An 18,989-nucleotide genomic window follows, 5' to 3' on the forward strand; every position below is an offset into this window, starting at 1 on the left:
GGGAGGCAGGTGACTCAGCGCGTGACGCGCAGGACCCGGTAGCCCTTCGCGCTGTTCGTGCGCTCGACCGGCAGGTCCAGCTCCGCCTCGATCCAGCGGGCGAGCGAGTCGGAGCCCAGGTTCTTCTGCACCACGAGCCACGCGCCCTCGCCGTCCGCCGACGTCGGTGCCAGGCGGGGCAGCCAGTGCCGCAGCATGCCGTGCAGCACGTCCTTGCCCACGCGGATCGGCGGGTTCGACCAGATCGCCGCGAACGCGACGTCGGCGGGGACGTCGTCGGGCAGGCACGCGCGGACGTTGCCCAGGCCGAGCCGCTCGGCGTTGCGGCGCGTGAGGTCGAGCGCCCGCTCCGAGACGTCGACGGCCCACACGGTCGCCTCGGGCGACTCGGTCGCGAGGGTCAGGGTCAGCGGGCCCCAGCCGCAGCCGAGGTCCAGCAGGTCGCCCCGGGCGGGCGGCGTGGGCACCTCCCGCAGGAGCACCTGGGTGCCCAGGTCGACGCGGCCGGGGGAGAAGACCCCCGGCGCGACCTCGACCTCGACGTCGCGCCCCGCGATGCGCACCGTCATCGTGCGGCGCTCCGCGTCCGTGGCGGGACCGCCCGTGAAGTAGTGCTCGGGCACGTCAGGCAGGGGAGCGTCGGTCACCGGTCGATCCTATGGCGGGCGCGCGACGACCCCTCGACCTGGCGCGGTCGGAAATGCCCTGCGCCCGGGACGATCCCGCGAGGGATACTTGTTGGCAGAGAAGCACCGGACCACCGGCGCACCCCCTCCGAAAGGCCACGCTTTGACCCACCCCCCGCAGGACCCTGTCGCCCCGAAGGACGGGGACGCTCCGACGACGGAGCACGACGACGCAGCCGCCGCGGACCGTTCCGCCCAGGCCATCGCGAACGACGTCGTCGCCCGGGTCCTGGCACGAGCAGGGACCGCGCGCACCGAGGGCGGCACCGTCCACGTCGCGCACGACGGCGACCAGCTCGACCTCGAGGAGCGCACCGCGCTGCGTCGCGTCGCCGGGCTCTCCACCGAGCTCGAGGACGTCACCGAGGTCGAGTACCGGCAGCTGCGCCTCGAGAAGGTCGTGCTGATCGGCCAGTACTCCGGCGGCGAGGCCGCCGCGGCCGAGGCGTCCGTCTCGCTGCGCGAGCTCGCCGCGCTCGCCGAGACGGCCGGCTCCGAGGTGCTCGACGGCCTGCTCCAGCGCCGTCAGAAGCCCGACCCCGGCACCTACCTCGGCTCGGGCAAGGCCGCCGAGCTGGCCGACCTGGTGCGCGCCGTCGGTGCCGACACCGTCGTCGCCGACACCGAGCTGGCGCCCTCCCAGCGCCGCGCGCTGGAGGACATCGTCAAGGTCAAGGTGGTCGACCGGACCGCGCTGATCCTCGACATCTTCGCCCAGCACGCCAAGTCCCGGGAGGGCAAGGCCCAGGTCGAGCTCGCCCAGCTCGAGTACCTCCTGCCGCGCCTGCGCGGCTGGGGCGACTCGATGTCCCGCCAGGCCGGTGGCCAGGTGGGCGGGCAGGGCGCCGGCATGGGCTCGCGCGGCCCCGGCGAGACGAAGATCGAGCTGGACCGCCGCCGCATCCGCAACCGCATGGCCAAGCTGCGCCGCGAGATCAAGGACATGGCCCCGGCACGCGCGACCAAGCGCCTGGAGCGCAAGCGGCACGCCATCCCGAACGTCGCCATCGCCGGGTACACCAACGCCGGCAAGTCGTCGCTGCTCAACGCGCTGACGGACGCCGGGGTGCTCGTGGAGAACGCACTGTTCGCCACGCTCGACCCGACGGTGCGCCGCGCCAAGACCGACGACGGCCGCGTCTACACGCTCGCCGACACGGTCGGGTTCGTGCGCCAGCTGCCGCACCAGCTCGTCGAGGCGTTCCGCTCCACGCTCGAGGAGGTGGGCGACGCCGCGCTGCTCCTGCACGTGGTCGACGCCTCCCACCCCGACCCCGAGGGGCAGATCGCCGCGGTGCGCGAGGTGCTCGCCGAGATCCCCGGCATCGAGGACGTCCCCGAGGTCGTCGTGCTCAACAAGGCCGACGTCGCCGACCCCGAGGTCGTCGGGCGCGTCCAGCGCCGCGAGAAGCGCACCGTCGTGGTCTCGGCGCACTCCGGCGAGGGCATCGCCGAGCTGCGCGCCCTCATCGCCGACGAGCTGCCGCGCCCCGACGTGGAGATCGACCTCGTGGTGCCCTACTCGCGCGGCGACCTGGTCAACCGGGTGCACCAGTTCGGCGAGCTCGACCACGAGGAGCACCTCGCGACGGGCACGCTGCTGCGCGGCCGCGTCGACGAGGCGCTCGCCGCGGAGCTGGAGCGGGTCGCCGTCTGACCCGCGGGGCGTGTCGGCGGGCCGTGCGAGGATCGTCCGGTGACCTCCGAGCCCGACGACGCTGCCGCGCCCGCTGACGTCCCGGGTGTCGAGGAGCTGCTCGACCTCGCCGTGGGTGCGCTCGGCGGCGGGCGGCGTCAGGGGCAGCACCAGATGGCGCTCGAGGTGGCCGAGGCGATCGACCAGGGCCGCCACCTGCTCGTCCAGGCGGGCACGGGCACGGGCAAGTCGCTCGGCTACCTGGTCCCCGCGGTGCGGCACGCCGTGCTGGCCCAGGAGCGCGTCATCATCTCGACGGCGACGCTCGCGCTCCAGCGGCAGGTCATGACGCGCGACCTGCCGCTCGTCGCGCAGGCCGTCACTCCCGAGCTCCCGCACGCCCCGAAGATCGCGCTGCTCAAGGGCTGGCACAACTACCTGTGCCTCCACAAGACGAGCGGCGGCTACCCGATCGACGACGCCACCCTCTTCGACCTGCCGGGCGACGCCGCCGACCACCCCGCGGAGGCCGGCGCCGGCGCGAGCCGGGCCACGCGCGACGACGGCGCCACGACGCTGGCCGACCACGTGCGCCGCCTGCACGCCTGGTCGCGCGAGACGGGCTCGGGCGACCGCGACGAGCTCGTCCCCGGCGTGCCGGACCGGGCCTGGCGGCAGGTGTCGGTCACGTCGATGGAGTGCGTCGGGCAGCGGTGCCCGCTGCTCGCCGAGTGCTTCCCCGAGCGTGCGCGGGCGGCCGCCCGCGAGGCCGACGTCGTCGTCACCAACCACGCCATGCTCGGCATCGCCGCGTCGGGCAGCCCGGGCGTGCTGCCCGAGCACGGCGTCGTCATCGTCGACGAGGCGCACGAGCTCGCCGACCGGGTCACGTCCTCGGCCACCGTCGAGCTGTCCCTCACGTCGATCGAGCACGCCGTGCGGCTCGCGCGCCGGCACTCCGGCGCCCAGACCGCCGCGATCGACGCCGCCGCCCAGGCGTTCGGCTCGCTCGTCGCGCAGGCGCCCGCGGGCAGCTTCCCGCTCGGCCTGCCCGACGAGCTGCGCACGGCCGTCGGCGCCGTCCGCGACGCCGCGCGCGACCTGCTGACCCAGCTCAAGCCCGACCCCGCCAAGGCCAAGGAGGCCCTCGACGGCGGCGCCAAGATGGCGCAGTCCGCCGTGCTGGTGCTCTTCGAGGTGGCCGAGCGCATGGCCGCGGAGGACTCGTCGTCCGACGTGCTGTGGTGCGCGCGCCCCGGCGACGGCCCGGGCTCCGGCTGGGGCGACGGCGTCTCGCGGCTGCACGCGGCGCCCCTGCACGTCGCCGGGCTCATCCGCGCCGGTCTGCTCGCCGAGTCGACCGGCGTCTTCACCTCGGCGACGCTGTCGCTCGGCGGCCGGTTCGACGCCGTCGCCGGCTCGCTCGGCCTCGGCCGCCCCGACGACGGCGGCGGCGCGTGGCACGGCGTCGACGTCGGGAGCCCGTTCGACTACCCGAGGCAGGGCATCCTCTACGTCGCCCGGCACCTGCCCGCGCCCGGGCGCGAGCCCGCGACGGAGGCGCAGCTCGACGAGATCGCCGGGCTCATCGAGGCCGCCGGCGGCCGCACGCTGGGGCTGTTCTCGTCGCGCCGTGCGGCGACCGCCGTCGCCGAGGCCATGCGCGAACGGCTCGACGTGCCCGTCCTCGCGCAGGGCGACGACCAGCTGCCGACGCTCGTCAGGGAGTTCGCGCAGGACCCGGGCACGTGCCTGTTCGGGACGCTGTCGCTGTGGCAGGGCGTCGACGTGCCCGGGTCGTCGTGCACGCTCGTGCTCATCGACCGCATCCCGTTCCCCCGCCCGGACGACCCCGTCAAGGCCGCTCGCGCGCGGGCCGTCGAGAAGGCGGGCGGCAACGGCTTCATGTCCGTCTCCGCCACGCACGCGGCGCTGCTCCTCGCCCAGGGTGCCGGGCGCCTCATCCGCACGGACGCCGACCGTGGCGTCGTCGCCGTCCTGGACCCCCGGCTGGCGACCGCCCGGTACGGGACGTTCCTCACACGCTCGATGCCCGACTTCTGGCCGACGACGGACGGGCGTATCGTGCGCGAGGCGCTACGCCGTCTCGCCACGTCCGGGACGGCCGCCTAGCCTGTTACCTGCCACGACGCCTCGAGACAGACCCTGGAGAACACCGTGAACGCACCGCTTCGCCGCGGCACGACCAAGCTGGCCATCGTCGGGGCGGGTGCTGTCGGTTCGACGCTCGCCTACGCCGCCCTGACGCGCGGCACCGCCCGCTCCGTCGCGCTGCTCGACGTCAACAAGCAGAAGGTCGAGGCGGAGGTGCTCGACCTCCAGCACGGCATGATGTTCATCCCGCCGGCCGAGATCACGGGCGGCGACGACGTCGAGGTCTGCCGCGACGCCGACGTCGTGGTCGTCACCGCGGGGGCGAAGCAACAGCCGGGACAGACGCGCATCGACCTGGCCGAGGCGACCATCGGGCTGACGAAGCGGATCCTGCCGGGCCTGCTCGAGGTCGCGCCGAACGCCGTGTACATCATGGTGACCAACCCGGTCGACATCGTGACCTACGCGGCGCAGAAGATCTCGGGCCTGCCCGCCGGGCGGCTCTTCGGCTCCGGCACGGTGCTCGACTCCTCGCGCCTGCGGGCGGCCCTCGCCGTGCACTGCGGCGTGGCGGTCGGCAACGTGCACGCCTACATCGCCGGTGAGCACGGCGACTCGGAGCTGCCGCTGTGGAGCTCGGCCACGATCGGCGGCGTGCCGCTGCTCGACTGGAAGAGCATCGCGGGGCAGCCCCCGCTCGACGAGGCGGCCCGCACGCGCATCGCCCACGAGGTCGTCGACTCGGCCTACCGGATCATCGCCGGCAAGGGCGCGACCAACTACGCCGTCGGGCTCGCGGCGACGCGCATCATCGAGGCGGTGCTCAAGGACGAGCACCGGGTGCTCACCGTGTCGTCCAAGCTCGAGGACTACTACGGCATCAGCGACGTGTGCCTGTCGGTGCCGTCGGTCATCGACCGGCGTGGCGTGGCGGGCGTGCTCGGCGTGCCGCTCTCCGACGAGGAGCTCGCCGGGCTGAGGGCCTCCGCCGACTCGATGCGCGCGGTGCAGAAGCGCTTCGGGCTCTGACGCCGCGGGGCCCGCTGGGGGCCGTGCGGGACACCTGACGACGTCGGCGGTGCACCCGATCGGTGCACCGCCGACGCACTGCTGGTGCCCTGCGGCCGATGACGTCGCGGCCGATGACGTGGGGCCGACGATGTGGGGCCGGCGGTCGCGGGCTCAGAGAGCGCGCAGCACCGCGACGACGCGCCCGAGGACCTGGGCCTCGTCGCCGGGGATGGGGGCGTAGCTCGGGTTCTGCGGCAGCAGCCACACGTGGCCGTGGTCGCGCTTGAACGTCTTGACGGTCGCCTCGCCGTCGATCATCGCGGCGACGATCTCGCCGTTCTCCGCGACGGGCTGGCGCCGCACCACGACCCAGTCGCCGTCGCAGATCGCGGCGTCGACCATCGAGTCGCCCTGCACCTTGAGCAGGAACAGCTCGCCGTCGCCGACCAGCTGCCGGGGGAGCGGGAAGACGTCCTCGACGAGCTGCTCGGCGAGGATCGGGCCGCCGGCGGCGATGCGCCCGACGACCGGGACGTACGACGGCGCCGCGAGCTGCTCGTTGTCGATCCCGGGGACCGCTCGCACGGCGGGCTCGGGCGTCACCGGCGCGGCGGCGTCGGGCGCCGTCGGAGCGGCACCGCCGGGGTCGACGACCTCCATCGCGCGGGGGCGGTTCGGGTCGCGGCGCAGGTATCCCTTGCGCTCGAGCGTCATGAGCTGGTGCTTGACGGAGGACGGGCTGGCGAGCCCGACGACCTCGCCGATCTCGCGCATCGTGGGCGGGTAGCCGCGCGTCTCGACCGACGTGCGGATGGTCTCGAGGACCCGGCGCTGCCGCGGGGTCAGGCCGGGGCCGCCGGCGTGGTCCGGGAGCTCGCTCACCGTCGCCAGCCCGGGTTCGTCGCCGTTGCCCGTCGTGCGACCCGTCATGGCCCCTCCGTCCGTCGTCGTCCGCCGCGCCCGGCGCCGTGCCGTGGTGCGACCGTTCTCCCTGGTCGTAGGCCCACCCTAGGCCAGATCGGGCGTAGTATCAAACACGTGTTCGACGCGTGTCTCGACATTGTCGGCGGCTCGTGGCATGCTACAGATGTTCGAACGAACAACTGTTCTAACGAACGCCTGTTCTGTCCCCAGGGATCGACCACGGAGGATGTCATGGCCGCCACGCTCGCCAGCCCCACGCTCACGCTCGTCCGCCCGGCCGTGGTCGACCGCGCCGCCGTCGTCGCTCGTCCCGCCGTGCTGGGTGCTCGTCCCGCCGTGCTCGGTGCGCCCGCCGGCCGTGCCGCGCGCAGCGAGCCGCACGGCCTGCTCGGTCTGGGCGGGCTCCGCCTGACGCGTCGCGGCCGCGTCGTCCTCGTCGTGCTCTCGCTGCTCGTGGCCCTCCCGCTCGCGGGCCTGGGCGGTCGCGCGGTGGCGGGTGAACCCGGCGCGGCGCTCGAGGTCACCGTCCACACCGTGGCGCCGGGGGAGACCCTGTGGGGCTTCGCGCGGCAGATCGCCGCGCCCGGCCAGGACGTGCGCGACGTCGTCGAGGAGCTGCGCGACCTCAACGAGCTGGCCTCGGGCGCGCTGCGCGTGGGCCAGACCATCCTCATCCCGCGGGCCTGACCGGGACGGACGTCCCCTCGCCATGGCTCGCGCCCGGTAGTCTCACGGGCATGTACTGCCCGTTCTGCCGTCACCCTGACTCGCGGGTGGTCGACTCCCGCACGGCCGACGACGGCTCGTCGATCCGCCGACGCCGCCAGTGCCCGTCCTGCGGGCGCCGGTTCACCACGCTCGAGACAGCGACGCTCTCGGTGGTCAAGCGCTCCGGGTCCACGGAGCCGTTCTCACGCGACAAGATCGTCGCGGGCGTCCGCAAGGCGTGCCAAGGGCGGCCCGTCAGCGAGGACGACCTCGCGATCCTGGCGCAGAAGGTCGAGGAGACGCTCCGCCAGCAGGGGAGCGCCGAGATCGACGCCTACGAGATCGGGCTGGCGATCCTCGGCCCGCTCCGCGATCTCGACGAGGTCGCGTACCTGCGCTTCGCGAGCGTCTACCAGGCGTTCGAGTCGCTGGAGGACTTCGAGTCCGCCATCACGTCGCTGCGGGCCGAGCACGCCGGCCGGGTGCCGGACGACGCAGAGAGCGCGCAGGAGTAGGGCCCGCACGAGTAGGACCCGCACGAGTAGGACACAAGGCGCGTGCAGGGCCGACGGCCGCGACATGACACGAGCCCCGCTGCACCGAGATCGGTGCAGCGGGGCTCGTGTCATGTCGGGGTCAGGCGCCGGCGGCCGGCCCCGGGGGGAACTCGGGACGGTCGAACGCGTCGTGGATGCGCAGGCGCACCGTCGTCGCCATCTCCATGAGCTTGGCCGACGAGCCGCGCTGGGTGACGTCCGAGATGTCCGTGACCACGTAGCCGATGTCGCCACGCGTGGCGAGCATCTGGCCCTCGATGTTGGCGCCGTGCTCCGCGAACACCTGGTTGATCGCCGCGAGCACGCCGGGCACGTTGCGGTGCAGGACCATGATGCGGCCCACGCCCGTGGGGGCGAGCTGGAGGTTCGGCAGGTTCACCGAGAGCATCGTGGACCCCGTGCTGAGGTAGTCGCGCAGCTTGCCGGCCACGAACTCGCCGATCGCCTCCTGCGCCTCCTCGGTCGACCCGCCCACGTGCGGGGTCAGGATCACGTTCGGCAGGCCGCGCAGCGGCGAGTCGAAGTGGTCGCCGCGCTTCTTCGGCTCGGTGGGGAACACGTCGACGGCGGCACCGGCGATGTGGCCCGACTCGATGTGGGCGCGCAGGGCCTCGACGTCGACGACGAAGCCGCGCGACAGGTTGAGGAAGATGGCGCCGGGCTTCATCTTCTCGAACAGGTCGGCCCCGAAGAAGCCGGCGTTGCCCGGGCGGCCGTCCACGTGGATCGTGACGGCGTCGGACATCGCGAGGAGCTCGTCGAGCGACTTCGCGCGGTGCGCGTTGCCGAGCGAGAGGCGCTCCTGCACGTCGAAGAACACGACGCGCATGCCGAGGTTCTCGGCGAGCACGGACAGCTGCGAGCCGATGTTGCCGTAGCCGATGATGCCGAGCGTGCGGCCGCGCACCTCGTGCGCGCCGTCGGCCGTCTTGTCCCAGACGCCGTCGTGCAGCGCCTTGTCGCGCACGGGCAGGCGGCGGGTCAGCGAGATGATCTCGGCCAGCGCGAGCTCGACCACCGAGCGGGTGTTCGAGTACGGCGCGTTGAACACGGCGACGCCGTGCGACGCGGCGGCGGCCAGGTCGATCTGGTTGGTGCCGATCGAGAAGGTCCCGACGGCCTGGAGCTCGGGGGACGACTCGATGACCTTGCGGGTCACGTTGGTCTTGGACCGGATGCCGAGCACGTGGACGCCCTCGAGCGCCTCGATCAGCTCGGCCTCGTCGAGGGCGCCGGAGCGCAGCTCGACCTCGAGGCCCGCGTTGCGCAGGATCTCGACGGCGACAGGGTGGACGTTCTCGAGGAGGAGGACTCGCAGCACGCCCCCATGGTGCGCCCGATGCCGAGCCACGGACAAACTCGTCTCACGCCTGGCTCGCCGTGGACGGTCCCCGGGCCGCGATGGTCAGACCACGCCGGCGGGACTCCGCCGCACCTCCGGCTCAGGACGTGTCGACGCCGGCTCAGCCGGAGAACCCGTCCGGCAGCGGTTCCGTGTGCACGACGACGAGGCGCTGCGTCGGGCGCGTCATCGCGACGTACAGGTCGGACCACCCGCCCGCCCCGCGCGCGACGCCCGCGGGCTCGACGAGCACGACGGCGTCGTACTCGAGGCCCTTGACCTCGCGCGGTGCGAGCACCGTGACCTGCTGGTCCTCGAGGCGCTGCGCCGCGAGGCGCTCGGCCTCGGCGGTGCCGAGCGCGCCCGGCAGCGCGGCGTCGAGCGCCGCCCGCAGCGCCGCCACGGACGCCGCCGGCGCGATGACGGCGACACGGCCCGCGTCGTCCGGCCCGACGAACTCGACGGCCAAGGCCGCGGCGTGCGACGCCACCGCTGCCGCGACGTCGGCGGGCGAGCCGACCGGGACGTCGACGATGGCGCCCGGCACCTCGCGTGCCGCCGTGAGCGGCGACGCCGGCAGGCCTGCCGCCTTGGCGACGCGCTGCGCGGCGTCGGCCACCTCGGCCGGCGTGCGGTAGGACACGGTGAGCTCCTCGAGCCGCCACCCGTCACCCAGCACGGGTGTCAGGGCGGTCGCCCAGGAGCGCGCCCCGGCGTGCGAGGACGTCTGTGCGACGTCGCCGACGATGGTCATCGACCGCGTCGGCACGCGGCGGGCGAGCATGCGCCACGCCATGGGGGAGAGCTCCTGCGCCTCGTCGACCACGACGTGCCCGTACGTCCAGGCGCGGTCCCCGGCGGCGCGCTCGGCCGTCGTCAGGCGCGGGCCGGAGGTCGCGAAGCGCTCCGCGAGGGTCTCGGCGTCGACCTGGATCATCGACCCGGCCGCGGCGCCCGAGGCGAGCACCGACCGGGCGTGCGCGAGCGCCTCGGCGCGCTCGGCGGCCTCGGCCTTGGCCTCGGCGCGCGCGACGGCGTCGTCCTCACCGAGCAGCTCTGCGGCCTCGTCGAGCAGCGGCACGTCGGACTCGGTCCACGGCGCCCAGGGCGCGCGCAGCACCGCGGCGCGCTCGGTGTCGGTGAGCTCCGGGGCGGCCTCCGCGAGGCGGTGCGGGCGCGAGAGCAGGTCGTCGACGAGCTTCTTGGGCGAGATGGGGAACCAGGCCAGGTTGAGCGCGACACGCACCTCGCGCAGCGAGCGAAGGTCCTCGAGGACGATGGCGCGGTCCTCGGGCGTCAGGTCGCCGCCGTCGGCCCGCTGGTACTGCTCGACCAGCCGGGCCAGCATGTCGCGGACGAAGCCCACACGGGCTTCGTTGTGCGGCTTGTGGGTGCGGCGGGCACGCCCGATGGCGTCGCGCACGTCGCGCGGGCGGATCACGAGGCTGTGCCCGTCGAGGCGGAAGCGCACCTCACGCTCGGGGACGCGCTCGCGGGCGCGCACGGCACGGCGGACGACGTCGGCCCACAGCAGGCGACCCTTGACCTCGGCGGCCACGCCGTCGTCGACGGCCGCGGCGCTGATGCCGGGGACGAGGTCGCCCAGCGTCGTCGAGACGACGCCGGTCTCGCCCAGCGAGGGGAGCACCTGGTCGATGTAGCGCAGGAACGAGCGCGACGGCCCGACCAGCAGCACGCCCGACTTCTCGAGCGTGCGGCGGTGCGCGTAGAGCAGGTACGCGGCGCGGTGCAGCGCGACGGCCGTCTTGCCCGTGCCCGGCCCGCCCTGCACCACGAGGGCGCCGGCGAGCTCGGAGCGGATGATGCGGTCCTGCTCGGCCTGGATGGTCGCCACGATGTCGGACATGCGGCCCGTGCGGCGTGACGCCAGCGCCGCGAGCAGCGCGCCCTCGCCCGAGAGCGCCGACGCGTCGAGCTCGCCGTCGTCGTCGGCGCCGGACAGGTCGAGGAGCTCGTCCTCGAGGCCGGTCACCTTGCGGCCGGTCGTGACCAGGTGCCGACGACGGCGCACGCCGGCGGGGCGCAGGGCGGTCGCGCGGTAGAACGCCTCGGCCGCCGGGGCGCGCCAGTCCGTCAGGAGCGAGCGCTGCTCGTCGTCGGTCAGGCCGATGCGTCCCACGTAGCGGACGCCCGCGTCGTCGAGGTCGAGGCGGCCGAACGCCAGCCGGTCCTCGACGGCGTCGAGCTGCGCCGCGCGGTCCTCGTAGAGGGTCGCGAAGGCGTCGCGCTCGGAGCGGTTCTGCGGCGACCCGGACGGTCCCTCGCGTCGCACCGCCGTCAGCCGGCCCCGCGCCCGCCGCCGCAGCTCGTCGAGGCGGGCGTAGAGATCGTCGACGACGGACTGCTCGTGCGCCAGCTCGTCCTGCCTGCCCGCCACCGGATCTCCCTGCCCTTCGTCGACCTGCGACCCGTCGGGACGGGTCGGCCGACCATTATTGCCGAACCTGAGGGTCCGCGGGACCGTCCTGACCCGGTTCCGCCGAGGGGTGGGCACGACCCGGTCTCGCCGAGGGGTGGGCACGACCCGGTCTCGCCGAGGGGTGGGCACGCGGGGCGCGGGCCACCGGCTGCGACACGCCCCGCGACCCTGCCCGCGGTCCGGGCGCCGGTCTACCATCCCTGCCATGGTCAGCGGCGTGGCGGGTCAGGGGGTTCCCGTGGTGCTGCTCGTGGAGGACGACGACGGCGACGCGCTCCTGGTCACGGAGCTCCTCGTCGACGCGGCGATCGACGTCGACCTGCGCCGGGCGCGTTCCGTCGAGGAGGCCGAGGCGGAGCTGGCCCGCGACGACGTCGAGTGCCTGCTGATCGACCTCGGCCTGCCGGACGCCGTCGGCCTCACCGCCGTGGAACGGCTGCGCGCCCTGGCCGCGGCGCGCGCCGACCCGCCTGCGCTCGTCGTCCTGACGGGCAACGCCGACGTGGACCAGGGCGTGCGCGCGGTCGCCGCGGGTGCTGACGACTACCTCGTCAAGGGCGAGACCGACCCGGCCCTGCTGGGCCGGTCCCTGCGCTACGCCCTCCAGCGCCGCCACGTGGTCACGCAGCGCCGCGCCCTGTTCCGCAGCGAGGTGCGGGCGGCCGAGACCGCGCGCCTCGAGCGGGCCCTGCTCCCGACGCCGCTCGTCGCCGACGAGCACGTGTCGGTCATGGTCGGCTACCTGCCGGGACGTGACGGCCTGCTCGGCGGCGACTTCTTCGACACGGTCGAGCGGGCGGACGGCACCGTGCTGTCGGTCATCGGCGACGTCTCGGGGCACGGCCCGGACGAGGCGGCGCTCGGCGCCACGCTGCGCACGGCGTGGCGCACGCTCGTGCTCACCGACACCCCCGCCGCCCGGATCCTGCCGCTGCTCGAGCGGGTGCTGCTGACCGAGCGCGCGGGCCCCGACGTCTTCGTGACCCTGTGCATGCTCGTGATCGAGCCCGGCCGCACCGCGGTCGACGTGTACCTCGCGGGCCACCTGGCACCCCTGCTCATCACCGGCCCGGCAGGCGGGGCGCGGTGCGCGCCGGTAGTGCCGAGCGCGCGCGGGCGGGCGCTCGGCATCCCGGTCGAGGGCGGCTGGCAGCCGCAGCGGCTCGAGCTCGAGGGCCCGTTCTCCGTCGTGCTGTACACCGACGGCCTCGTCGAGGCCGAGGTCACGCCCGACGCCGCGCCCGTCCTCCCGCGCCGCGGCGTACCGCGCCTCGGGGTCGAGGGGCTGCTCCGCGTGTTCGAGGCGGAGCTCGCGAACGAGGTCACCGGCGTCGTCGAGCGCGTCCTGCGTCGCGTCCGCGAGCTGCACGGTGGCCCGCTCGTCGACGACGCCGCCGTGCTGTCGGTCGGCTGGACCGCCGACGACGCCGTCGCCGGGGAGCGCTCCTCCACGCTCGCCGACTCGGTCGAGTGGGCGCGATGACGCCGCCCGACGGCGTCGCCCGCCGCCGGTCCGTGCTCGGCCACCACACGCTGCTCGGCGCCTCGCTGCGCGGCCGCGTCGCCCGCCTGCTCACGCTCAGCGCCGTCCTGCTGGCCGTCGTCTACGCCGTCGCCGTGCTCGTCCTGGTCCGCGCCGACGCCTTCCTCGACGGCGTCCGGCCGGACCCGGGCTCCTCCGCCGAGACCTCCCACTACGACGACGCCGTCGGCGGTCTGCGGCTCCTGATCGTCGTCCTGGCCGTGCTCGCCGGCGTGGCCGTGCTGCTCGGGACGTTCGTGTGGAAGGCCCTCGAGCGCGACGTGCTCGCCCCCTTGGCCGCCCTGGCCGCCACCGCGCGCGCGGCCGCCGAGGGCGACCTGCGCCGGCCCGTGCCGCGCGTCGGCATGGGCGAGATCGCGGCGCTCGCGGCCGACGTCGAGCACATGCGCGCGGAGCTGGCCACGCAGCTGGAAGAGCTCCGCGCGCTGCACGAGGAGACGGCCGAGGCGCACGAGCAGCTCACCGCCCAGGCGGCCGAGCTGGAGCGGTCCAACCGCGACCTGGAGCAGTTCGCCTACGTGGCCTCGCACGACCTCCAGGAGCCGCTGCGCAAGGTCGCGAGCTTCACGCAGCTGCTCGGCAAGCGGTACCGCGGCCGGCTCGACGAGAACGCCGACCAGTACATCGACTTCGCCGTCGACGGCGCCAAGCGCATGCAGCAGCTCATCCAGGACCTCCTGCTCTTCTCGCGCGTGGGGCGCGCCGAGGTCCGCGACGTCGCGGTGGACCTCGAGCAGGTGCTGACCGAGGTGCTCGGCGAGCTCGCGGAGCGCGTCGACGCCGCGGACGCGACCGTCACGCACGACCCGCTGCCCACCGTGCAGGGCGACCCCACGCTGCTGCGCCTGGTCCTGGCCAACGTCGTGGGCAACGCGCTGAAGTTCCGGCGGGCGGACGTCCCGGCGCGTGTGCACGTGGGGACCCGCGACACGGGCGACGCCTGGCACCTGAGCGTCACGGACAACGGCATCGGCATCGACCCGCGGTACGCCGACCGCGTCTTCGTGATCTTCCAGCGGCTGCACCCCAAGGAGGTCTATCCGGGCACGGGCATCGGGCTGGCCCTGGTGCAGCGCATCGTCGAGTACCACGGCGGCCGCGCCTGGGTGGCGCCCGCCGCCGACGGCGGGACGACCGTGGCGTGGACGCTCCCGCACCGGCGCGTGAGACGCCGCGCAGGCGACTCCCGGGCGGCGGGGTCGATCGGTTAGTCTGGCCTGTGTTGGCCCTGACCTGCGGCGATGCTCGCCGTGCCGGGAGGGGTCGGGAGGGCGGGGCCATCGTGAGACGCGGTGACGACCGGGGCGTCGTGCAGGTCCTGCTGGTCGAGGACGACCCGGGCGACGTCCTCATGACGCGCGAGGCGCTCGACGACCACCACGTGCCCAACCAGCTCCACGTGGTGCCCGACGGCGTCGCGGCCATCGACTTCCTGCGCAAGCAGGGCGCCTACGCGGGCGCCCCCACGCCGGACCTGGTGCTGCTGGACCTCAACCTGCCCCGCATGCACGGCCACGAGGTGCTCGGCGCGATCAAGGGCGACCCGGCGCTCGCCCGCATCCCGGTCGTCGTCCTGACCACGTCGGACGCCGAGGACGACATCGTCGCCTCGTACTCGCTGCACGCGAACGCCTACGTGACCAAGCCGGTCGACTTCGACCAGTTCGTCGAGGTCGTCCGCAAGATCGACGACTTCTTCGTCTCGGTGGTGCGGCTCCCCGCCCGCTGACGCGCCTGCGGGGCTGACGCGCCTGCGGGCCTGGGAAGCATTCGCGTCCCGTCCGGGTTGACGCGGTACGACGGCGAGACGCGCCGCCAGACCGAGAGGAGCCGGAGTGCTCGACCCGCAGGGCATCGTGACCGTCGACGAGGCGGCCGTGGCAGCCACGCTCGGCCCGATCCTGACCGCCGAGGGCCCGGCCTCCGAGGCCGGCGGCCCCGTGCTGCTGCACGCGCTGCGCGGGTTCGTCGACGCCGGGAGCACCGGCGAGATCGCGACGGCGCACCTGGTCCAGAGCCTCGCCACGACGCGGCTGGCGACCTTCGACGTCGACCAGCTCCTCGACTACCGGTCCAAGAGGTCGCTCATGACCTTCGAGACGGACCGGTGGACGGCCTACGACGAGCCGTTCCTCGCGCTGGACCACGTGCGCGACGCCGACGGCGCCGGGTTCCTGCTGCTGCACGGCTCCGAGCCGGACCTGCAGTGGGAACGCGTGATCGCCGCGGTGCGCGGGCTGGTCGAGCGGTTCCGCGTCTCGCTGACGATCGGCTTCCACGGCATCCCCATGGGGGTGCCGCACACCCGCCCGATCACGCTCACCGCGCACGGGACGCGCGCCGGGCTCACGGAGGACTACACGTCGTTCTTCGGCTCGGTCCAGGTGCCGTCCTCGATCTCCGCGCTGCTCGAGTACCGGCTCGGCGAGGCCGGGCACGACGCGCTCGGCTTCGTGGTGCACGTGCCGCACTACCTGGCGCAGTCGCAGTACACGCCGGCCGCCGTCGTCGCGCTGCAGCACGTCGAGCGGGCGACCGGGCTGGACCTGCTCACGGGGCGGCTGGCAGCGGCCGCCGCCGACGCCACGATCGAGGTGGAGAAGCAGGTCGCCGAGTCCGGCGAGGTGCTCGCCGTCGTGCGGGCGCTCGAGGAGCAGTACGACCGGTTCGCCAGCCGCCTGGGCCGCCCGAGCCTGCTCGCCCAGGAGGCCCCGATCCCGACGGCCGACGAGCTGGGAGCCGAGTTCGAGCGCTACCTGGCCCAGCAGGACGACGACTGAGACACGCCCGCGCGTCTGTGGAGAATCCGTGACGTGCCAGGCTGTGACGTGCAACACTCTGGTCCGACGGCGCACCAGCAGGTCCGCCTGAAGGCTGCAGGGAAGGTCGAAGGAACAGCATGGCGCAGGGTTCTGTGAAGTGGTTCAACGCTGAGAAGGGCTACGGGTTCATCGCCCAGGACGGCGGCGGCGCCGACGTCTTCGTCCACTACTCGGCGATCGTGTCGAACGGGTACCGCACGCTCGAGGAGGCCCAGCGGGTCGAGTTCGAGATCACGCAGGGTCCCAAGGGCCCTCAGGCGGAGCAGGTCGTCCCGCTCTGATCTACCCAGGCTCGTGGCCCGGTCTCGTCTGCGAGACCGGGCCACGGCCGTGCAGGCCCCGGTCGTCCCGTTCAGTACGGGCGGGCCGTACCCACGAACCGGGCCAGCTCGTCGGCGGTGAGCACCTGGGCCGGGACCGGGAGGGCGCGCAGCGCCCGCGCCAGGGCGGGCGCGCCGAGATCGGGTGCGGCGTTGTCGGCGTCATCAGTGTCCGCGGCGTCCTCGGGAAGCGGGCGGACCGCGGCGAGCACGAGGTTGCCGTAGCGGCGGCCCTTGAGGATGCCCGGCTCCGCGACGAGCGCGAGCCGGCCGCTCGCGACGGCGTCCGGGCCGAAGGCGGCGGCGAGCGTCGCGAGCTCGCGCCGCGCCCGGTCGAGCGGCGGCCGGTCCGCGCAGTTGACGAGGTACAGCCCCCCGGGCCGCAGCGCGGCCGCCACGCGCTCGGCCACCTGCCGCGTCACGAGGTGCTCCGGCGTCGCGTCCCCCGCGAACACGTCCCGCACGACGACGTCGTACGACGCCGGGGGAGCGGTCGCGACGGCGGCCGCGGCGTCGTCGGCGCGCAGGCGCAGCCGCGGGGCGCGCGGCAGGTCGAACCACGCGCGCACGAGCGTCACGAGGCGCGCGTCGACGTCGATCGCGAGCTGCCGCGAGCCCGGTCGCTCCACGTCCCAGCGTCGCGCGAGCGCGCAGCCCGCGGCGCCCAGGTGGAGGGCGCGCAGCGGCCCGTCGGTGGTCGCGGCGACGACGGCGTCCATCTGCTGCATGTACTCGAACGCGAGGAAGCCGGGGTCGTCGAGGTCGAGGTAGGAGCTCGGGACGCCGTTGACCTGCAGCGTCACGCGGCCGGAGTGGTCGAGGTCCGGGACCACCTCGGCGGTGCCGGTGTCGATGGGCACGGGCCCCACGGGGAGTGTCGGTGGCTCGGCGGAGGATGAGGGTCGCTTCGAGGAGCGCACGCTGCGGCGGGCCATGGCGGGAGTCTACGGCGGCCGCGGTTGACACGACTCGAACACGTGTTCGACACTGGTGATGCGGGAGGACCCCGCGGACGGGAGGTGCGAGATGACTCTCAAGCACACGGCACGACGCCGGACGGCGTTGCCTGCCGTCGCAGCGCCACCCACCGCGGGCCTCCCGACCACCGTCGTCCCGGCGGCCGTCGAGCGCCTCCTCGCGCGGGCGGACGCCGAGCTCGCCGAGGCGGCCGGCGCCGCCGACCCGGCCGACCGGTTCCTGCACGCGCACCTGGCGGCGCTGCGCAGCGCCGCCGCCGTCGTCGAGCTGCGCGGCCGCCCCGGCCCGCGGTCCGGCGCCCGGACGGTCTGGGAGATGCTCGCCAAGGTCGAGCCTGCCCTGGCCGCCTGGTCGGTGTACTTCGCCGCGGGGGCGCGGCTGCGGGCCGCCGTCGACGCCGGGCACGGCGAGGTCGTCGACCCGTCGCGCGCCGCGGAGCTGGTCGCCTGCGCCGAGGACTTCCGCGACGAGGTCGCGATGCTCGTCGACCCGGACGCCGGGTTCTCCCGGCCGCTGCGCTGGGCCGCGACGGCGGCGTCATGAGCAAGGCGCCGCGGTCCGCGACGGCGTACCGCGACTGGGGCTCCGACGAGTCGCGGACGTCGATCATGCACGTCGACATGGACGCCTTCTTCGCGGCGTGCGAGCTCGCCCGGCGACCGGAGCTGCGCGGGCTGCCGGTCATCGTCGGGGGCCGGGGCCGCGGGGTGGTCCTCGCGGCCACGTACGAGGCGCGCGCGTTCGGCGTCCGGTCCGCGATGCCCATGGTCTCGGCCGTCCGGCTGTGCCCGCAGGCGGTGATCGTCCCGCCCGACCACCGGCGCTACACGGACGTCTCGCGCTCCGTGATGGCGACGATGGCGGAGATCACGCCCATCGTGGAGCAGATCAGCATCGACGAGGCCTTCCTCGACGTCTCGGGCGCCCGGCGCCGGCTCGGCCCGCCCACCGCGATCGGGGCGCGGCTGCGGGCGCACGTCCAGAAGGTGCACGGCGTGACGTGCTCGGTCGGCATCGCCAAGAACAAGTTCCTGGCCAAGCTCGCCTCCACGCACGCCAAGCCCGACGGGATGCTCCTCGTGCCGGACGAGTCGTCGGTGCCGTTCCTGCGCACCCTGCCCGTCGGGGCGCTGTGGGGTGTGGGGGAGAAGACCGAGGCCGTGCTCGCCCGCTGGGGTGTCACGACGGTCGCCCAGCTCGCCGACACCGACGTGGCGACGCTCCAGGCGGCCGTCGGGCGGGTGTCCGGGGCCCACCTGCACGACCTCGCCTGGGGCCGCGACCCCCGGCCCGTCGTCCCGACGAACCGGGAGCGGTCCATCGGCAACGAGACCACCTTCGGCTCCGACCAGGACGACCTGGTCGCCGTCGAGGCGCGCCTCCTCGAGCTGTGCGACCAGGTCGCAGGGCGGTGCCGCGAGGCGGGCGTGGTGACGCGCACCGTCGCGCTCAAGGTGCGCACCAACGACTTCCGCACCCTGACGCGGTCGCGCACCCTCGACGGGCCGACCGACGTCGCCCGCGACCTGTACCGCGTGGCGCGCGAGCTGCTCGCCGCGGTCGACCTGCGGGGCCTGCCCGTGCGGCTCGTGGGCGTGCGCGCCGAGAACCTCCAGGACCGGGCCGGCTTCGCGGAGCAGCTCACGCTGGACGAGGCAAGCTCCGCGAGGCCGTCGGCCCGGCGCGAGGCCGAGCTCGCGCTCGACGCCGTGCGCGAGCGGTTCGGGTCGAGCGCGATCGGCCTCGGGGCGGGCGGCATGGCCGCCGCGCGCCAGCGCGCCTTCGAGGACGCCGACCGGCTGCGCGACTCGCGGCACGCTCCGGCGGGGTGAGCGGCGCGACGCGATCGCCTCGACTACCCCATTGCCGAAGAGCGGGCCTATCCTGGAGGGAAGAAGAACTTCACC

17 protein-coding genes are annotated in these 18,989 nt (G+C 74.5%); 12 read left to right on the forward strand and 5 right to left on the reverse strand.

Translation table 11 applies throughout. From position 1 onward, the window contains the following. Positions 1 to 14 precede the first annotated feature (14 nt). Positions 15 to 569, reverse strand: coding sequence for a class I SAM-dependent methyltransferase (locus ET471_RS11725; RefSeq protein WP_129190948.1), 555 nt, complete (start codon positions 567 to 569; stop codon positions 15 to 17). Between the two features lie 220 nt (positions 570 to 789). On the opposite strand from ET471_RS11725, the gene hflX reads away from it, so the two are divergent. Genes hflX through ET471_RS11740 form a run of 3 tightly spaced genes read left to right on the forward strand, consistent with a single transcriptional unit; the run spans position 790 to position 5,466 of the window. Then, positions 790 to 2,343: a GTPase HflX gene (gene hflX, locus ET471_RS11730; RefSeq protein ID WP_129188535.1), complete on the forward strand. Its 1,554-nt coding sequence runs from the start codon at positions 790 to 792 to the stop codon at positions 2,341 to 2,343. Between the two features lie 39 nt (positions 2,344 to 2,382). Next, on the forward strand, positions 2,383 to 4,455 hold the full coding sequence (locus ET471_RS11735) for an ATP-dependent DNA helicase (protein ID WP_129188537.1): 2,073 nt from the start codon (positions 2,383 to 2,385) through the stop codon (positions 4,453 to 4,455). Positions 4,456 to 4,500: 45 nt separating this feature from the next. After that, positions 4,501 to 5,466: an L-lactate dehydrogenase gene (locus tag ET471_RS11740; protein ID WP_129188539.1), complete on the forward strand. Its 966-nt coding sequence runs from the start codon at positions 4,501 to 4,503 to the stop codon at positions 5,464 to 5,466. 153 nt (positions 5,467 to 5,619) lie between these two features. Here ET471_RS11740 and lexA read toward each other — a convergent pair whose 3' ends face one another. Beyond that, positions 5,620 to 6,378: a transcriptional repressor LexA gene (lexA, locus tag ET471_RS11745; RefSeq protein ID WP_129188541.1), complete on the reverse strand. Its 759-nt coding sequence runs from the start codon at positions 6,376 to 6,378 to the stop codon at positions 5,620 to 5,622. 225 nt (positions 6,379 to 6,603) lie between these two features. On the opposite strand from lexA, the gene ET471_RS11750 reads away from it, so the two are divergent. Both ET471_RS11750 and nrdR read left to right on the forward strand, forming a co-directional pair. Beyond that, complete coding sequence (locus ET471_RS11750; RefSeq protein ID WP_129188543.1) at positions 6,604 to 7,059, forward strand: LysM peptidoglycan-binding domain-containing protein; 456 nt, start codon at positions 6,604 to 6,606, stop codon at positions 7,057 to 7,059. A gap of 50 nt (positions 7,060 to 7,109) precedes the next feature. Further along, positions 7,110 to 7,595, forward strand: coding sequence for a transcriptional regulator NrdR (nrdR, locus tag ET471_RS11755; RefSeq protein ID WP_129188545.1), 486 nt, complete (start codon positions 7,110 to 7,112; stop codon positions 7,593 to 7,595). Between the two features lie 121 nt (positions 7,596 to 7,716). Here the strand turns inward: nrdR and serA are convergent, their stop codons facing one another. Both serA and ET471_RS11765 read right to left on the reverse strand, forming a co-directional pair. Further along, positions 7,717 to 8,958: a phosphoglycerate dehydrogenase gene (gene serA / locus ET471_RS11760; protein ID WP_129188547.1), complete on the reverse strand. Its 1,242-nt coding sequence runs from the start codon at positions 8,956 to 8,958 to the stop codon at positions 7,717 to 7,719. A 142-nt stretch (positions 8,959 to 9,100) separates the two neighbouring features. Beyond that, the gene (locus ET471_RS11765; RefSeq protein ID WP_129188549.1) at positions 9,101 to 11,377 is read right to left on the reverse strand and encodes a HelD family protein; all 2,277 of its coding nucleotides are present in this window, start codon (positions 11,375 to 11,377) and stop codon (positions 9,101 to 9,103) included. A 247-nt stretch (positions 11,378 to 11,624) separates the two neighbouring features. On the opposite strand from ET471_RS11765, the gene ET471_RS11770 reads away from it, so the two are divergent. From ET471_RS11770 to ET471_RS11790, 5 genes are all read left to right on the forward strand, one after another. Then, positions 11,625 to 12,902: a PP2C family protein-serine/threonine phosphatase gene (locus ET471_RS11770; protein WP_129188551.1), complete on the forward strand. Its 1,278-nt coding sequence runs from the start codon at positions 11,625 to 11,627 to the stop codon at positions 12,900 to 12,902. After that, complete coding sequence (locus ET471_RS11775; protein WP_129188553.1) at positions 12,899 to 14,173, forward strand: sensor histidine kinase; 1,275 nt, start codon at positions 12,899 to 12,901, stop codon at positions 14,171 to 14,173. Before ET471_RS11770 ends, ET471_RS11775 begins: the two co-directional genes overlap by 4 nt. Before the next feature lie 71 nt (positions 14,174 to 14,244). Then, positions 14,245 to 14,691 (forward strand): response regulator, encoded by a 447-nt coding sequence (locus tag ET471_RS11780; RefSeq protein ID WP_425356555.1) that lies wholly within the window; start codon positions 14,245 to 14,247, stop codon positions 14,689 to 14,691. Positions 14,692 to 14,797: 106 nt separating this feature from the next. After that, entirely contained in the window at positions 14,798 to 15,742 is a 945-nt protein-coding gene (locus ET471_RS11785; protein WP_129188555.1) for a proteasome assembly chaperone family protein, read from the forward strand. A 119-nt stretch (positions 15,743 to 15,861) separates the two neighbouring features. After that, a complete protein-coding gene (locus ET471_RS11790) occupies positions 15,862 to 16,065 on the forward strand; it encodes a cold-shock protein (RefSeq protein ID WP_129188557.1) in 204 nt (67 codons plus the stop codon). Positions 16,066 to 16,136: 71 nt separating this feature from the next. Here ET471_RS11790 and ET471_RS11795 read toward each other — a convergent pair whose 3' ends face one another. After that, positions 16,137 to 16,964, reverse strand: a complete 828-nt coding sequence (locus ET471_RS11795) for a spermidine synthase (RefSeq protein ID WP_242496268.1) — start codon at positions 16,962 to 16,964, stop codon at positions 16,137 to 16,139. 166 nt (positions 16,965 to 17,130) lie between these two features. Between ET471_RS11795 and ET471_RS11800 the strand changes: the two genes are divergently transcribed. After that, complete coding sequence (locus ET471_RS11800) at positions 17,131 to 17,625, forward strand: SAV_6107 family HEPN domain-containing protein (RefSeq protein ID WP_129188561.1); 495 nt, start codon at positions 17,131 to 17,133, stop codon at positions 17,623 to 17,625. Next, positions 17,622 to 18,914, forward strand: coding sequence for a DNA polymerase IV (locus ET471_RS11805; RefSeq protein WP_129188563.1), 1,293 nt, complete (start codon positions 17,622 to 17,624; stop codon positions 18,912 to 18,914). Before ET471_RS11800 ends, ET471_RS11805 begins: the two co-directional genes overlap by 4 nt. Positions 18,915 to 18,989: the final 75 nt, after the last annotated feature.

The organism is Xylanimonas protaetiae (assembly GCF_004135385.1).
In the GTDB taxonomy this organism is placed as follows: domain Bacteria; phylum Actinomycetota; class Actinomycetes; order Actinomycetales; family Cellulomonadaceae; genus Xylanimonas; species Xylanimonas protaetiae.

Coding starts and splice junctions, on each gene's coding strand:
- ET471_RS11775 (WP_129188553.1), top strand. CDS start 12,899: ATGACGCCGCCCGACGGCGTCGCCCGCCGCCGGTCCGTGCTCGGCCAC.
- ET471_RS11770 (WP_129188551.1), top strand. CDS start 11,625: ATGGTCAGCGGCGTGGCGGGTCAGGGGGTTCCCGTGGTGCTGCTCGTG.
- ET471_RS11805 (WP_129188563.1), top strand. CDS start 17,622: ATGAGCAAGGCGCCGCGGTCCGCGACGGCGTACCGCGACTGGGGCTCC.
- nrdR (WP_129188545.1), top strand. CDS start 7,110: ATGTACTGCCCGTTCTGCCGTCACCCTGACTCGCGGGTGGTCGACTCC.
- ET471_RS11800 (WP_129188561.1), top strand. CDS start 17,131: ATGACTCTCAAGCACACGGCACGACGCCGGACGGCGTTGCCTGCCGTC.
- ET471_RS11790 (WP_129188557.1), top strand. CDS start 15,862: ATGGCGCAGGGTTCTGTGAAGTGGTTCAACGCTGAGAAGGGCTACGGG.
- ET471_RS11725 (WP_129190948.1), bottom strand. CDS start 569: ATGACGGTGCGCATCGCGGGGCGCGACGTCGAGGTCGAGGTCGCGCCG.
- lexA (WP_129188541.1), bottom strand. CDS start 6,378: ATGACGGGTCGCACGACGGGCAACGGCGACGAACCCGGGCTGGCGACG.
- ET471_RS11750 (WP_129188543.1), top strand. CDS start 6,604: ATGGCCGCCACGCTCGCCAGCCCCACGCTCACGCTCGTCCGCCCGGCC.